Annotated in this window: 11 protein-coding genes; 7 read left to right on the forward strand and 4 right to left on the reverse strand. The window is 47.4% G+C overall.

What is annotated here, in order from left to right:
* Nucleotides 1-23 precede the first annotated feature (23 nt).
* Complete coding sequence (locus ACLVWR_RS09550) at nt 24-776, reverse strand: hypothetical protein (RefSeq protein ID WP_413580475.1); 753 nt, start codon at nt 774-776, stop codon at nt 24-26.
* Nucleotides 777-964: 188 nt separating this feature from the next.
* Here ACLVWR_RS09550 and ACLVWR_RS09555 point away from each other — a divergent pair, with 188 nt between their 5' ends.
* From ACLVWR_RS09555 to ACLVWR_RS09585, 7 genes are read left to right on the forward strand one after another with little or no spacing between them, the layout of a single operon-like run.
* Nucleotides 965-2,056, forward strand: a complete 1,092-nt coding sequence (locus ACLVWR_RS09555) for a hypothetical protein (RefSeq protein WP_413580476.1) — start codon at nt 965-967, stop codon at nt 2,054-2,056.
* A gap of 9 nt (nt 2,057-2,065) precedes the next feature.
* Entirely contained in the window at nt 2,066-3,115 is a 1,050-nt protein-coding gene (locus ACLVWR_RS09560) for a hypothetical protein (RefSeq protein WP_413580477.1), read from the forward strand.
* Entirely contained in the window at nt 3,115-4,236 is a 1,122-nt protein-coding gene (locus ACLVWR_RS09565; RefSeq protein ID WP_413580478.1) for a hypothetical protein, read from the forward strand. The genes ACLVWR_RS09560 and ACLVWR_RS09565 overlap by 1 nt, the downstream gene beginning before the upstream one ends.
* A 6-nt stretch (nt 4,237-4,242) precedes the next feature.
* Complete coding sequence (locus ACLVWR_RS09570) at nt 4,243-6,972, forward strand: PD-(D/E)XK nuclease family protein (protein WP_413580479.1); 2,730 nt, start codon at nt 4,243-4,245, stop codon at nt 6,970-6,972.
* A complete protein-coding gene (locus ACLVWR_RS09575; protein ID WP_413580480.1) occupies nt 6,948-10,031 on the forward strand; it encodes a UvrD-helicase domain-containing protein in 3,084 nt (1,027 codons plus the stop codon). Before ACLVWR_RS09570 ends, ACLVWR_RS09575 begins: the two co-directional genes overlap by 25 nt.
* 47 nt (nt 10,032-10,078) lie before the next feature.
* Nucleotides 10,079-10,831, forward strand: coding sequence for a ribonuclease HI (rnhA, locus tag ACLVWR_RS09580; RefSeq protein ID WP_413580481.1), 753 nt, complete (start codon nt 10,079-10,081; stop codon nt 10,829-10,831).
* 5 nt (nt 10,832-10,836) lie between these two features.
* Entirely contained in the window at nt 10,837-11,610 is a 774-nt protein-coding gene (locus tag ACLVWR_RS09585) for an SDR family NAD(P)-dependent oxidoreductase (protein WP_413580482.1), read from the forward strand.
* 26 nt (nt 11,611-11,636) lie between these two features.
* On the opposite strand, the gene ACLVWR_RS09590 is transcribed toward ACLVWR_RS09585, so the two are convergent.
* The 3 genes from ACLVWR_RS09590 to nadB form a co-directional block, all read right to left on the reverse strand.
* Nucleotides 11,637-12,233 (reverse strand): hypothetical protein, encoded by a 597-nt coding sequence (locus ACLVWR_RS09590; RefSeq protein WP_413580483.1) that lies wholly within the window; start codon nt 12,231-12,233, stop codon nt 11,637-11,639.
* Nucleotides 12,230-13,084, reverse strand: coding sequence for an alpha/beta hydrolase (locus ACLVWR_RS09595; protein WP_413580484.1), 855 nt, complete (start codon nt 13,082-13,084; stop codon nt 12,230-12,232). Before ACLVWR_RS09595 ends, ACLVWR_RS09590 begins: the two co-directional genes overlap by 4 nt.
* 70 nt (nt 13,085-13,154) lie before the next feature.
* Nucleotides 13,155-14,768 (reverse strand): L-aspartate oxidase, encoded by a 1,614-nt coding sequence (nadB, locus tag ACLVWR_RS09600; protein ID WP_413580485.1) that lies wholly within the window; start codon nt 14,766-14,768, stop codon nt 13,155-13,157.
* Between the last annotated feature and the right edge of the window lie 82 nt (nt 14,769-14,850).

Genomic DNA, 14,850 nt, shown 5'->3' on the forward strand with positions numbered 1-14,850 from the left:
CTCCTCTTTCGAGGAGCTTTTTTTTATTTCCATTTCGCTAATAGTTCTTTGCCGAGTTCTTCAAGTTGAGGAGTGGTTAAAGAGGCTAACTCTTCAGGAGTAATTGTTGCTGCTACAAGTGCTTCGTTGATTGGGCCACAAATATCTTGATTGGCACCACTTTGGCCACATGAAATTGCGTAGACTGCTTGAACAGATCCAGCAACCGCAGTGATAGTTTCAATGGCCTTGGCATAACCAGGATCGCCGCTACCTGCTGTTAACGAGTCCTCAATATCTTCAATTAAATTTGTAATTTCGTCGGGATCACAACTAGCAATACCGCCGCTACAAGATGGAAATGTAGACGTAGATGATGCAAGCGCTGTGGCGCTTTTAGCCATAGCTCCCATCAGAGCCAAACCAGATGAGCCAGATTTTGTGCAATATCCTGCGGTTTCGTTCGCTAGACCTGTGTCTTCATCGAAATTTAAAATAGATAACATCGTCGCAGTATCGCTATCTTCAGAAAGTGCCGTGAAAGCTTGGGCTAAGTTCGAAGCCGTGGTTACGCCGGATTTAAGAAAACCAGCGGCACAGCGAATTGCATAGGAGTTTTCAGAAGTCAGACTGGCGATACCCGCAACGCACGATTGCGCAGTTGATGGAGTTGCCTTGTCCAGGCAGTACTGTGCTTCCATAATCATATCTTTTTCGGATTGAGCGCCTTCGCAACCTGCAAGCAGGGCAGCGCACGAAAGACCAGCTACTAACGCTGTAAACTTTGAACCAACCATCGCAAAACTCCTCGGACGTAGACCTTTTTGTTTGCTATATGATTACTTATCGGACTTTTATCGGGGGGCTTAACGCTGGACTTAGCTCCGTATTTTAATGAGACGTCTCAATGTGAGGCTGGTCCCGACCGATAAGAAGTTTGACGGAAAATTTTGATTTTCCGATGGTTTAACGAACGGATGGAACTATGAAACGGATTTTGTGGATCGCCATCATTCAAATTGTCCTGCTGATCGCTTTCACTTTTGATGTGAACGCGGCAGAGCGACGTTCTTTCTATTCAGGCGTGCGCTGTCAAGCGATGGGCGGAGCCTGTCTTGCAGTGGTGAATGACGAAACAGCATTAATAGTAAACCCTTCTGCACTTGGTAAGCTTCGTGATTTTTACGGCACCATCGTCGATCCCGAAATTGAGATGAATGCCAATGCTTCCTCCATGTATTCGGCGGGTGGAATTGGCAATCCTTTTAATCTTTCTGATATCAAAGGCGCTCTGGATTCGAATCGCGGAAAATACTATCACGCCAAAGGACAGGTCTTTCCTTCTTTGGTAATGCGAAATTTCGGTATAGGTATTTATAATAACTATCTGCTCGATGCCGAGATGAGTTCTGACGGAACCACGATCGATACTTACTATCGCAGTGACCTTGCTTTGGTGCTGGGTTTCAATTTTCGATTCTTTGAGGGGCGTGTGAAGCTGGGTTTCAACACCAAGCTGATTGATCGGATTGAAGCAGATAATCGCACTTTGAGCAGTGTCGGCGCATTGGATTATGGCTCCATTGCCAACTCAGGTATGGGCTTGTCGACAGACGTGGCACTGATGCTGTCAGCTCCTTGGAAGTACATTCCGACTGTCACAGCCGTTTTGCATGACGTGGGCGGAACCAGTTTCAATCAAACAGACTCCATTCGTCAGGATTCAGCGACTGCAAATCGTCCCAATCTGGTAAAGCAGGATCTGGACATTGCAGCGGCGTTATTTCCAATTCACACCAATTACGTTAGATCGTCGTGGACTTTGCAATACAGTGGCTTATTAACATCATCCGACGAGGAAGATAAAGCCAAATTGATCCATGGTGGGATGGAGTTCAATTTCGGCGATGTGTTCTTTTTGCGTGCAGGATATAATCAAAGGTATTGGACCGCAGGTTTGGAAGTCGCATCCGAGATGTGGGCATTTCAATTCGCCTCCTACGGCGAAGAAATCGGCACCTCAAGTTCACCCAGAGAAGATCGCAGATACAACATGAAATTTTCACTGAGGTTCTAAGGGAAGCAGATGGAATTGTTTAAGCGCATTACCATTCTAATAATTGCATTTTCACTTTCTGCATCCTGCAGTTCTGAAAATGTATTGTCGGATTTCTCGAATAAAGAATCCGATGAGGCGCTTTACATTGATGCCAAAAAAGCTCTTGATGAAATGGAGTGGGATACCACCATCGATATTATCAACAATCAGCTTTCTTCAACTTATCAAGACAAACGCGATGTGAAACTTGTGCTGGCATCGGCTTACGCCGGTCAGTGTGGATTGTTGTTTGCAAATCTGATTCAGGGAATGACCAACAACCCCTCTTCGCAAATGTTCCGATTTTTTATGGGCGTTTGGGCAGGGCGGACGGTAGCACCGGATTCCTGCGAGCTTGCCATCGATGTGTTGCAGGGGATTGGCTCTGTTTCGGAGAGATCTGATAAAGAAAATCTGTTCTTGGCATTATTGGGCGTTGCCCGCATGGGAACAAATCTTTCGGCAAATCTGGATTCTGGTGATCATGATGGTGACATCGACGCGGATGCGACTGTCTGCCATGACGATGCATCAGGGTCATTGACGAAGTGGCCTGATGGTCCAGATGATCCAGGAAATCCGGATGTTTTGCCATTTCCATACATTGACATGTATCGGGATGAGTTTGGGCATCCCCCAGGCGGAATGACCAAATACTTAAGTGCCAATGCAATGAAGCGAGTGGCTTCCGGATTTGGACTGGTTTTAGAAAACTTTGCGGCTCTTTCGGATGCCCTAGGTTCAGGAACTTCAATCGACTCGATAGGTGATTTGAGTGCTGACTGTGACGCCGCTCTAGCTGCCATCCCGGGCGCAGGGGCAGGTTGTGCGACGATGACGACTCCAGCGGCTGTCAGCGATGAAATGGTTTACGCGATGAGATTTATGATGGACTCTGCCGAATTTGGATGGGGTACGTGCAGTATTGCGGATTCAGTAACGTTCTTCTCTTCTTTGGCCACCTACAACCCATTTACTCAGAGCCCACCGGGGACTTTGTGCTGTCCTTCAACTAGAATTCCAGGAGCGCCATTCTAATGTTACGTGCTCTGGTTTTAATCCTTAGTCTAACTTTTTCTGCCACAGCGATGGCTCAGTCCTTGTCGGAGTTTGCACGCAATGCACGGGCTCTGGGAATGGGCGGAACTTACATTCCATTCGTGAATGGCGCGGATGCGGTTTTTTATAATCCGGCGGCGCTTGGTAAAGTTGAAGGTTTGGATATCAAAGTCGTGGATGTCGGGGTGAGTTTGAATTCGATTTCACCCGAAGACTTGGAAGCCATTCAGAATATCGATCCGAATGATCCGAATTCTTACAATAGTTTATTTGGTACTCGTGTTTGGGTGCAAGCCACGGGAAAAACTGCCTTGGCACTTGGAAACTTTGCGGTGGGATATCTGAACGACAACGAAGTTTCGTTGGAGCTGCACAATCCCGCCTATCCTCAGTTTGACACCTACTTCAGGCAGGACACAGGCTACTATTTGGGTTACGCATTTAATGTCGCGCCTGGAACTTATTTCGGTATTGCCGCAAAAAGGATTGATCGTTGGGGGGGAGTGCCTCAGGAGTTGGGTTTGTCCGATGTTGCGAATGCAGATTCCTTTGCGCAAATCGGCGATCGTTTTGACGATAAAGGTCAGGGATACGGAATTGATCTTGCGTTGGCCACGACGATTGATTTGCCTCTTTTAAAACCAACATTGGCCGTGGTTTGGCAGGATGTGGGTAACACTGCATTCAGAAAAACCGCCGGGGACGAAGCGCCACCGCACATCACGCAAAATCTAAGTGTCGGCGCCGGAGTGACGTTGGATTTGCCGGGGTTGGATTTGGCTTTTGGTGGTGAGGCTCGACATCTTCTGGAGCCGGAAATTGAAACGGGTAAAAAATTGCATCTTGGAGCTGAGGTTTCCTTGCCTATCGTGGATTTGCGGGCAGGTTACAGCCAGGGCTATCTGAGCTATGGTGTGGGCGTAAATCTATTTATTTTTCACATTGATGCTGTAAGTTACACCGAGGAGCTGGGCGCCTATCCGGGGCAAACTGCAGATAATCGTTATATGATCAGCGTTGGCATTGATTTAGCCTTTGATGCTGACTTCAAATTCACCGATACTCAGGGTAAAAGAAGAAAGCTAAAACAACGCCGGTAAACCCTGATGTTACAAATTGTCCCCATTAAAAATCGCTCGCAAATCAACGAGCTGTTTACAAATTATGATCCGCGAACTCAATCGTGGCTGGTTTCGGATTTGCGCACCAAGTTCGAATTGCAGCAGAAGATTTTGGCTCGTGATGGACAATACGTGGATGAATCTGTTCTGCGTGCCAGCGATTTGTGGAAACTTCTTTTAAAACGCCTCGAGCCGCGCTTGCGCCTGGTCAGTGATCCTTTTGCGCGATCCATTTTGCGCACGATTTTGGATGAGCACTCTGAAGTATTGGGTGTGAACTCCTCTGCAGAAGACACCGTTTTTTCTTATATCGATCAGTTGGCGCCGGTCCTATTCTCTGAAAACGGCATGGGCATGCTTACGGAGTGGTTTGAAGGCCATCCCGAAGCAAAAAATCGCTGGGGTGCTTGGGCGAATCGCGCCTACCTGTGTTCTCAGTATTTGATCAAGCAATACAATATCATTACCGCTGATTGGATCACGTCCTACCTGCAATCTTTCAATCAACTTGAAAGAGTATGGGATATTCCTTTGATCGTTGATCTTAGTGGAGAGATTTCCCGCGTTGAGGCAGAGATCCTGCACACGCTTTCGCGCAGTATCGATGTGGTGATTCTGGAGCCAACTCCCACTTGGTCCGAGGAATTTAAATATCTTCTGAAACCCTACGAGGATTTGCGCGGCAAAAGTAATTCCATCAAAAATCTTCAGCCGGTGGAGCCCGCAAATAAAAAGCGCGAGATCCTGCGTTTTTCTGGGATGTTGGCTGAAACCAAGAACTCCGTGGGTCAGGTTCGTAAATGGCTTGAAGAGGGAGTGCCGGCCGAAAACATCGCAGTGATCGCGCCGGATATTGAGCAGTATTGGCCGGTCCTTCAGGCCTTCCTGAAGGAAGAGGGTATTCCTGTCCAAAAAGATATCACTCACAAAGTGCAAAGCCTGCCTGCGGCAACTCGTTGGTTGGCGACTCTGCGGGCGAAAAGTGGTCGCTTGTCCTCTTCGGATCTGGAGATTTCATTTTTCGACAAGCATGAATCCCAAGCCTTGCGCTACGAAGACTTTAAAGCACTTTTTAAAAGTCTTTATGTGAACGAAGATCTTGCCCGCAATGAATTGATTCAAAAAATTTATTTTGAACAAATCGATCTGACCGGCTTGGTTTCCCGCGATGAGTTCGTGGGTAAAGCGTTAAGTTTTTGGAGCTCCAATGACACAGAGATCGTGCAGATCGTTTTGCGGGAGCTTTTGCAAAATGCCACGATCAACACCAAGCTGATCTGGAAAGAGTGGCTGAGCTATCTGGAAAGTATCGTGGCCGCCAAGGAATACACTGTTGAAAAGGGCGATAGCTCCGGTGTTCTGGTCACCAAGTTGATGTCGGCCTATAGTGAAAAAGCCCGTTATCGAGTGTTCCTGGGGCTGACAGATGAATCGTTGAAGTCCCGAAATAAAACCCAGCTTTCCGGTACGGACTATTTCGACCTTTCAAAGGATATTGGATTTTACCTTGATAATCCGGATCAAAGCGATCTGGCATTCGAGTTGAAGCTTCTGGCGGAAGCGGATTCCGCTTATGATATCTACTGTTTTGGCGGGACGGATTTTTCAGGCACCTTGTGCTCGCCATCAACTTTTTGGATGGGGCTTAATGAAGGGCATGTCCATGAGCATTTGACTCTGCCATTGGAAACCCGATGGGATGAGTTGCAGTACTCGCAGGAGGGGTCATCACGTCCATGGATTGAAAGCCGTTCCACCGAGATCGAACATAAAATCAACCAGGATCTGGGTAAAGCCGAGTTGCCACTGGTGCAACTTAAAAAGCTGCCAAGTATTTCTGCTTCCGCTATTGAAAGTTATCTGGAGTGTCCTTTTATTTTCGCGGCACAACGGTATTTCAAATTAAAAGACCTGCCGGAAATTGATCTGGATGTGGATCACCGCACACGCGGGCAACTTGCCCACGCCCTTTTTGAAAAGCTGACTCAGGAACCGATGCGCTTTGACTGGAAAACAGAGGAGATTGAACAACTCCTGGAAACGACCCGTAAAGAAAAGGGTCTTCTGTTTGCCGACGAACGCCTGTGGATTCCTTTAAGAAAAAAGCATATTCAACTGGCACAAAGATTTTTGGATTTTGAAAAACAATGGCGTCAGGAATACAACCGCACGAAAACATTGGCGCGGGAAAAACGCTTTGAATTTTATTTGGATCCCAAGACCGGTGAATTAAGCAAAGAACCAACAGACAGTGCCTTCCGCATCTCCGGTTCTATTGATCGCGTGGATTCAGATCAAAATGGCCAATTGGTATTGTTGGATTATAAGAGTTCCAGCGGTGGGATCTCCGCCCATGGCTCCTGGCTTAAAAACCAAGAGCTTCAGTTGCTGTTCTACATGTGGGTTATTGAAAAATCCCTTATCGAGGACATCAAGGGCGAGGTTATCGGTTTATTCTATTATATTTTCCGTACCTTTGATCGCAAAGGTTTCCGTGTGAATGATCTCGCTGGAAGTTTGTATCCGGCGACACGCACGAAAGACAAGAACGCCACCTTGGAGGCGAAGGAGCTTTACCTGACAGAGTTTTCTAAAATTCTGATGTCGACGCTGGAACGCATTCGACTTGGGGAGATTCGTCCAGAGCCCGTGGATACGCAATCTTGTAACGGCTGTGAATGGAGACGACAATGTCGAGCACCACATCTGAATTAAAAAATACAATTCTGCGTGCAGGTGCCGGTGCTGGTAAGACCACCACTTTGACGGCGTTGTTTTTGGATTTTGCATCTGATTTCAAAAGCAAACATCAAAGATTTCCGCGCATCGTGGTCACCACGTTCACGCGCAAGGCGACTCAAGAATTGAAAGAGCGTCTTTCCGCAAAAGCTTTGGAAAAGAAGCGTGAAGATCTGTTCCATTTTGCCAACTCCCGTTCACAAGTGCAGATTTCCACGATCCATGGTGTTTTAAGCTTGTTTTTGTCCCGCTACGGCTCTGCTATCGGACTGACGCCTGATTATAAAATCATGAGCGACAGTGAGATTCGCAGGGGAGCTCGTAAGATCATGCGCAAGCATATTTTGGAGAACCCGTCATTGCAGGAGCTTTTGGAAGAGTACGAATTCAGTGTCATTGAAAACGCCCTGATGCAGTATTTTTCAGAGCGTATCGTATTTCCGCAGGCCCGCTTCATCACTTTGGATGAGCAGGAGTCTGCAACACGCAAAGTGATCAAAGATATTTCTGGCAGATTTAAAAGATTGTGCGTCGAAATCGATCAGGAAACTGAAAATGAAAAGTGGAAAGAGTACGTCGCCACTTTGCACTCTTTTAACTGGGATGCCGAGGACCTTGGGCAGTTTTTCGGACTGCTGCAGGGAATGTGGGATGGAATCACCAAACCATCGTATTTGAAAAAGAACCCGCCATTCAGTGGAAGTCTTAATGAGGAGCTGGAGGAGCTGCGCGATCGTATAGATAAGCTGCTTGAATCCGCTCGTTATCGTCCGGATTTCTGGGCAAGACATCAAAAAAACTGCGAACTGTTCGAACAGCTGGCGCAGCTTTTTTGCGGGGATCTGATGCAGCAAAAGCTAGAAAACGGTTTGCTGTCGATGGCGGATCTTGAGACATTCGCTTATAAAATCATTAAGGATTCACCAGAGTCGGCAGAGAATTTCTCTCAGGAATGGGACTTCTGGATGGTGGATGAGTATCAGGATACCAGCCCAATTCAGGTGGAAATCCTAAGAAACCTGATCGGCGCAAAGCCTTACTTTGTGGTGGGAGATCCTCAACAGAGTATTTATCTATTCCGTGGAGCCAGATCCGAAGTGTTTCAGGAAAAAGTGGCGGAAGTTCAATCTCAGGACGGTGAGGTTCAAGTCAAACTTGTTAATTACCGTTCCACGCCCGAAGTGCTGGAGTTCTTCAATCACTATTTTACCAAGTTGGATGGCAAGCAGTTTGCGGCCATGACTCCCGCACCTGATAAGGAAAGAAAAGGTCCGGCGGACCCAGTAGTTCAGGTGCTGGTGACCGAGACGACCGACGAGGACGAAATTTCCAGAGAATACTTAGGAACTGTTGCCCGTATTCAGGAACTATTGAAAGAGGGCGTCAGCCCCGAACAAATCTGTATTCTTTCCCGCACGCATAAAGTTTTGGCGGATATCGCCAAGGTTGCACAGGACCATGGGGTGCCTTTGCAACTTCACAGCGGAAGTGGTTTTTATGAGCGCCGTGAAGTTATTGATGCGTTGGCGATTCTAAAGTTCTTGGTGAATCCTCATGACAACGCCAATTTGGTGGCCTTATTGCGCTCGCCATGGCTGGTGATGGCGGATTCTGACATTCTGGAGTTTTGCCACAGCTTCAAACATTCTTTCTGGCGTGAAGCTTTAAAGACGCTGGAGAACCGTTCTTCAGCTCATCCTTTGGCAATTTTGAAATCACTTCTGGAAATGAGCGAAGAAAAAGGTTTGTCGTTTACTTTGAAAACAGCACTGATTGATTTAGGGTTGTTTGACTATTCCGCGCGCATAGATTCCACGGGACGTCGTGAGGCAAATCTGTGGAAGGTCGTTTATCTTTTAAGTACTGAAGAGCGCCGTCCTGGTTTTAATTTCCTGGATTTCTTAGACTCCAGTCTGGACTCGTTGTCGACAGATGAAGGTGGCGAGGATTCAGATGCCACTCCGGTGATTGAGCCCAAACGTGTGAACTTCATGACTGTGCATGCCTCCAAGGGTTTGCAATTTGATCACGTTATTTTGCCGGGCATGGGTAAAGATCCAAGAGCAAGTCATGCTCCTGTTATTTCATTCGCTGAAAAGTCCGGACAATGGACTTTGAAAATCCGCGATGAGGAAACGCAGATGCTGGCAAGCAGTATTCTGGCGGATCAGATCATGGAAGAACTTCGTCGCCGCGAGGGTGAGGAGTTCCTGCGGGTTCTATACGTGGCATTGACTCGCGCCAAAGAAGGCGTGACGTTGCAGTGGGATTTGAAAAAAGTCGGAAAAAAATCATGGGCCACGCAGTGTCCTTTGAATATCGAAGAAGGTTTGCACGAGGAGAAAGATTTCTCTTACGTGGTTCGCCGGGAAAACCCGCAACCTGTGACCTTGGCAGACCAGGAGTTGGAAGTGAAACAGCTTCGCACTCCATGGGCTCCAATCCGTAAGGAAGAAAAACGCAAACACATTTCCGTAACGGCACTAGTGACACCAGAGTCTGCAGAGGGCTCTTCGCACGTGATGTCCGTTGCTCAACTGGCACCAGGACTGGCAAGAGCCCAACAAGGGACGACGGCGCACAGATTGTTTGAAGCGCTGAAGTTTACGTCCTATCAGGATCTTCTGAAAATTCCAGAGTATGTTGATCTTAGAAATCCGTTGGTATTCTTGGCAGAAACAGAGCAGCTGCCACTTTTGAGAATCATTGAAAACGGCTATGTGGAGTGGGGTTTTGCCCTGGTCGAGCAGAATGCTCTGATGCAGGGGCAAATCGACTTATGGGGTATCGTCGATGATACTTTATGGCTGGTGGATTACAAAACCGGTTCACAACGCTACTCTGAAACTGCGTTCAAGCAATTGGAAGCTTATGCCTGGGCACTTTATCGTATGAACTATCTCGACAATGTGAAAACGGTGAAGCTCGCGGTCGTATATCCGATGGACGAAATTGTTAAAATCAAAGAAATACTGTCTTTGATGGAGTTGAATAACCGCATGAAGTCGCAGATCGCGGATTACATTAAAACGTAGCTGGTCATTGATTGACTCAAGCAGCCTGTCCGTTCGAGGATCAGGGTGTGACAAATACAGCACGTGGATACATTCAAATCTTTACTGATGGCGCTTGCTCTGGCAATCCCGGCCCGGGTGGCTGGGGCGCTGTCGTTCTTTTACAAAACGATTCCGTAACAGAGTTGGGTGGTGGTGATCGTCCGACCACGAACAATCGGATGGAGATGAAGGCAACGCTGGAAGCGTTGAAGTTTGTCTCTGAAATTCCAGGTCCTGTGCATTTCTACACAGATTCCACCTATGTCATTCGCGGTATTACGCAGTGGATCTTCGGTTGGAAAAAGCGTGGCTGGAAAACGGCAGAAGGTGCCGAAGTTCTGAATCGCGATTTGTGGGAGGAACTGGGGCAGGTGGTGCAGGCCCGAGGAGTCAGCAACAAAGTTGACTGGCGCTACAGTCGCGGCCACGTGGGAATTCCAGGGAATGAACGTTGTGATCAAATCGCAGTGGCATTTTCCAAGAATGACCACGTTAGCTTGTATACCGGAAGTTTAAAGAATTATCCTGTCAGCATTCTGGAAGTGCCTGCCGATCACTCTTTGCCGGAGATGAAGTCCCCGACCGAGAAAAAGGCGGCATTCAGTTATTTAAGCAATATCGGTGGACTGGTTTATCGTCACAGAGACTGGCCATCTTGTCAGAAGCGAGTGAATGGTCAGTCTGGTGCTAAGTTCAAAAAATCCACGTCGGCTCAGGATGAACAAGAAATTCTGAAATCCTGGGGACTTCCTGCCAGCACACCGATCAAGGAAGGTTAAGTTATATGGAGATCACGGGACGTCATATTTTAGTGACTGGTGCAAATCGAGGTGTTGGTCGTGCATTTGCAAAAATGTGCGCGGAAAACAAGGCCCATTTGCATCTGGTGGTTCGCTCTGAAGACAGCAATCTGGTGGAGGAGTTGAAATCTGAAGGGGCTAAATCTGTCACCGTATGGACGGCTGATTTGGCAAAGCGCGAGTCGGTAAATTCACTGGTGGCTCAGCTTCAGGGAACTCAGATTGATATTCTTTTCAATAATGCGGGACAGTTGACCGGTGGTTTGTTGGAATCTCAGCCCATTGATGAAATTTGCGAGATGATTCAAGTCAATGTCAGCAGTTTGATTCAGCTCACTCATGGGGTGTTGCCGGGAATGCTTGACCGCAAACGTGGCAAGATCATCAATGTCTCCAGCATCACTGCTTTCATGGATTTGCCTGCGAACTCCACTTATGCCGCGACTAAATCTGCGGTTGCTGCATTTACACGAAGTCTGCGGGTGGAGTTGAAAGATACGGGTGTTACGACGCTGCTTTTGATCCCGCCGGGAATCAAAACGAGAATGTATGATAAAGTGATGGGGGCGTTTGGTTCCCACATTGAAATTCCTGATAAAACCATTTCACCATCCCAGTATGTTAAAATGATTCGCGAGGCGATTCTGCATGATTTGGAAGTTGTGCAGCCATCAGGAATGATGGGGCTGATGTTCAAGGCGGCAAGATTTGCAAAGCCTGTGTTTGATTTCGAAATCGCACGTCGATTTCATAGATAAAAAAAGGGGACTTGAGGTCCCCTTTTTTATTTCTTATTAAAGCTCAAAATTCCTGATCCGACCGGGCCTGTGACTGTAACCTTCATCTCTTTGCCGGAGATAGTCTTTTCAGAGACCGGGAAGGTTAAGCTGTACGGTGTGTAGAAGCGGTTGTGAGTAGGGTACAGGCTGATCAGCTCTGCCAAAGATGATTTGATTCGAGTGACTTTGCCTTCGTATCTTCTGCCATCCACATCCAGAAATGCTTTCCAAAGTGATTTTGGAGTGCCCAGGTTGTCGTTCTGTCTTTCAGGGGTGAAGAAGCTTAAGAAGAACTCGGTCTCGGCGCTTAGGCGGGTTGCAACCTTGCCTCTTTCTTCCTGGAACTTTGCTTCATCCCACAGGTAAATACGGGTCTTTTGATCAAGCTGTGCTTCAAGAACTTCAGAGCTTAGCAACGTGGCTTGCATTTCCAGAACATTGTACAGGCCGGAATACTTTGTCGTTCTGTCAGTATACTTTTGAACCGTTTCGAAATACTGATCTTCGGTGCGCAAAGCGCGGCCTGAATCCGTCACTTCATAAGAAGCACAGCCGGTCAGAAGAAGTGTCAGCAATAGTGGAAGTGCTAAAATGTATTTCATGTGCGGTTCTCCAAAAAGCCATCTAGAAATCTTTTAATATCAGCAAAAGCCGTGTCCCGCATTACATCGTTCACGATTTCATGCTTAGCATTAGGATAAACCTTGAGCTCTTTCTTTTTGCTGCCCAGTTTTTCAAAAAACTTTGTAGCTTCCGGTGTGCTGCAAATAGGATCTTTTTCCGGAAGGATGAACAGAGCAGGTTTTTTGATTTCATTGGCACGAGGTCGGACGAAATCCCAATTTTCCAGCATCCCGGTGAATACGCCCGGGGACATTTTCACATGTCGAAGGGAGTCGTTTTCATATTCGCGAATGACATCAGGATCGCTGGTAAGAGCATTATTGTTAATCTCATTACCCAGGGTCAACTTCGGCAGGATTTTATTTAGCAAGAAAGCTGCTGTGGATTTGATCAGGGGAACTTCCATGGAAAGACCCAGCAAAGGTGCGCTGACAATCATGCCATCGAATTTCAAATCAGGATTGCGTAGCAATGTTTTTACTTCAATCAGGCCACCCATGGAGTGACTGAACAGAATGACAGGGCCCTTTTTGACTTTCTCGATGGAAGTCACCATGTCGACAAAAATTTTATGGTCTTTGCAGTAGTCATCAAAGTGAGAGGCGAAGCCACGATGACCTTCGGAGCGGCCGTGGCCACGTAAATCCCAAGCGTAAAATGACCATTGATCATTCTTAAATGCCTCGATCAGGCGATGATAACATTCCGAGTGTTCACCGTGACCGTGAGTGATGATGACTGTACCTTTGGCATTGGGATTATCCCAAACTTGAAAGAACAAGTTGATGCCATCGAAACCTTTAAAAAAGCCTTCTTCGCGTTTGAACATATGAATTTAGATTGCCGCTTGCCCCAAGTGAAAACAAGGTTCTTTTTGCTTCGGGGCCCCGGTAATAGGTCTAGATCAGTCCGCGGACGACAATAGTGTCACGAGGCGGGTCTTGTTGCTCAGGGAAGTCGATGTTGTAGTGAATTCCGCGACTTTCCTGGCGACGAAGTGCACATTCAACAGACAAATTGGCAACGGTGGCGATATTTCGCAGCTCCAGAATGTCGGAATGGATCTTCATGTTTGAATAGTATTCTTTAGTTTCCGTCAGAATATTTTCCAGGCGATGTTGGGCGCGCTCCAGGCGTTTATTGGAGCGGACAATTCCCATATAGTTCCACATCAGGCGGCGAATCTCCTCCCACATGTGGGAGATGACGATCATTTCGTCGTCGTTGGATTCTTCCGGGTGAGTCCATGCTTTCGGTTCCACCGGGAAAAACTTTGAATCTTCTGCCGTGGATTTCATTTGCTCAGAGCAGTTGTGTGCCGTTGTTAAGCACTCCAGCAGTGAATTTGAAGCTAGACGATTCGCACCGTGCAAGCCCGTGCAGGCTGTTTCGCCGATGGCCCACAATCCTGGAATGTCTGTACGTCCGGACTCATCAGTCAAAACTCCTCCACACAAATAATGTGCGGCGGGTACAACCGGAATCGGTTGTTTCGTCATATCAATTCCCAGTTCCATGCACTTGGAATAAATATTCGGGAAGCGCTGTTTTAAAAAATCGGCATCCAGCTTTGTCATGTCCAGATAGACACACTCAGCACCGGTGCGTTTCATTTCCTTGTCTATGGAACGTGCAACCACATCACGAGGCGCCAGAGATGCCAGTTGGTGGTATTTTTGCATGAAAGGCTCGCCATGGACGTCGATCAACACTCCGCCTTCGCCACGCAAAGCTTCGGAGATCAAAAAGTTTCGGGAGCTCGGATGGAAAAGGCAGGTCGGATGGAACTGCATGAACTCAAGATTTGCGATTCGCGCGCCCACTCGGTACGCCATCGCTATGCCGTCGCCAGTGGCTCCGCTCCAATTTGAAGTGTAGAGGTAAACTTTGCCAGCGCCGCCAGTTGCCAGAACTGTGTTTTTTGCTACAAAAGTGTGCACTTCGCCGGTGTTTTTATCCAACGCATAGGCTCCGATGCACGTGACCGGTGTCATGTCGTTGGGATCCACTTCTTTATTCACAATCAGATCGATGGCATTAAAGCGCTCAAGCAGCGTGATGTTTTTGTTTTCGCGAACGCGAGCCAACAGAGTTCTGTGAATTTCCAGTCCCGTTTGGTCTTCGAAGTGGAGAATGCGGCGAAAGCTGTGTCCGCCCTCGCGCGTCAAATCGATTTCATCCGCTTCTTCGCCGCCTTTTTTTCGCAGATCGAAATGGACACCCCAGTTCAGTAAATCTTCAATGCGTTCAGGGGCTTGATGGACATAGTTATGAACAACAGTTTCCTTGCAAAGACCTGCTCCAGCCACCAATGTGTCTTGGATGTGTGAGTCAAAGCTGTCCTCACCCGACATGACGGCCGCGATCCCACCTTGCGCCATCGAAGAGTTCGTGTCGGTCATCTTTTCTTTGGCAAGGACGATCACTTTTCCTTGAGAAGCCATTTTCAGAGCTAGGGCAAGGCCGGCAGAGCCAGAGCCAATAATCAAAACATCACTGCGGTGGGTACTCATAATGCAGACTTTCTAATTCCTTTTAGTGCCTTTGGCAAAGGAGTCTTGCTTGATTCTTACCAGTTTCTAAAACTACAATGAA

This window comes from Bdellovibrio sp. HCB288, from assembly GCF_047305935.1.
In the GTDB taxonomy this organism is placed as follows: Bacteria; Bdellovibrionota; Bdellovibrionia; order Bdellovibrionales; family Bdellovibrionaceae; genus Bdellovibrio.

Coding starts and splice junctions, on each gene's coding strand:
- ACLVWR_RS09550 (WP_413580475.1), bottom strand. CDS start 776: ATGGTTGGTTCAAAGTTTACAGCGTTAGTAGCTGGTCTTTCGTGCGCT.
- ACLVWR_RS09555 (WP_413580476.1), top strand. CDS start 965: ATGAAACGGATTTTGTGGATCGCCATCATTCAAATTGTCCTGCTGATC.
- ACLVWR_RS09560 (WP_413580477.1), top strand. CDS start 2,066: ATGGAATTGTTTAAGCGCATTACCATTCTAATAATTGCATTTTCACTT.
- ACLVWR_RS09565 (WP_413580478.1), top strand. CDS start 3,115: ATGTTACGTGCTCTGGTTTTAATCCTTAGTCTAACTTTTTCTGCCACA.
- ACLVWR_RS09570 (WP_413580479.1), top strand. CDS start 4,243: ATGTTACAAATTGTCCCCATTAAAAATCGCTCGCAAATCAACGAGCTG.
- ACLVWR_RS09575 (WP_413580480.1), top strand. CDS start 6,948: ATGTCGAGCACCACATCTGAATTAAAAAATACAATTCTGCGTGCAGGT.
- ACLVWR_RS09585 (WP_413580482.1), top strand. CDS start 10,837: ATGGAGATCACGGGACGTCATATTTTAGTGACTGGTGCAAATCGAGGT.
- ACLVWR_RS09590 (WP_413580483.1), bottom strand. CDS start 12,233: ATGAAATACATTTTAGCACTTCCACTATTGCTGACACTTCTTCTGACC.
- ACLVWR_RS09595 (WP_413580484.1), bottom strand. CDS start 13,084: ATGTTCAAACGCGAAGAAGGCTTTTTTAAAGGTTTCGATGGCATCAAC.
- nadB (WP_413580485.1), bottom strand. CDS start 14,768: ATGAGTACCCACCGCAGTGATGTTTTGATTATTGGCTCTGGCTCTGCC.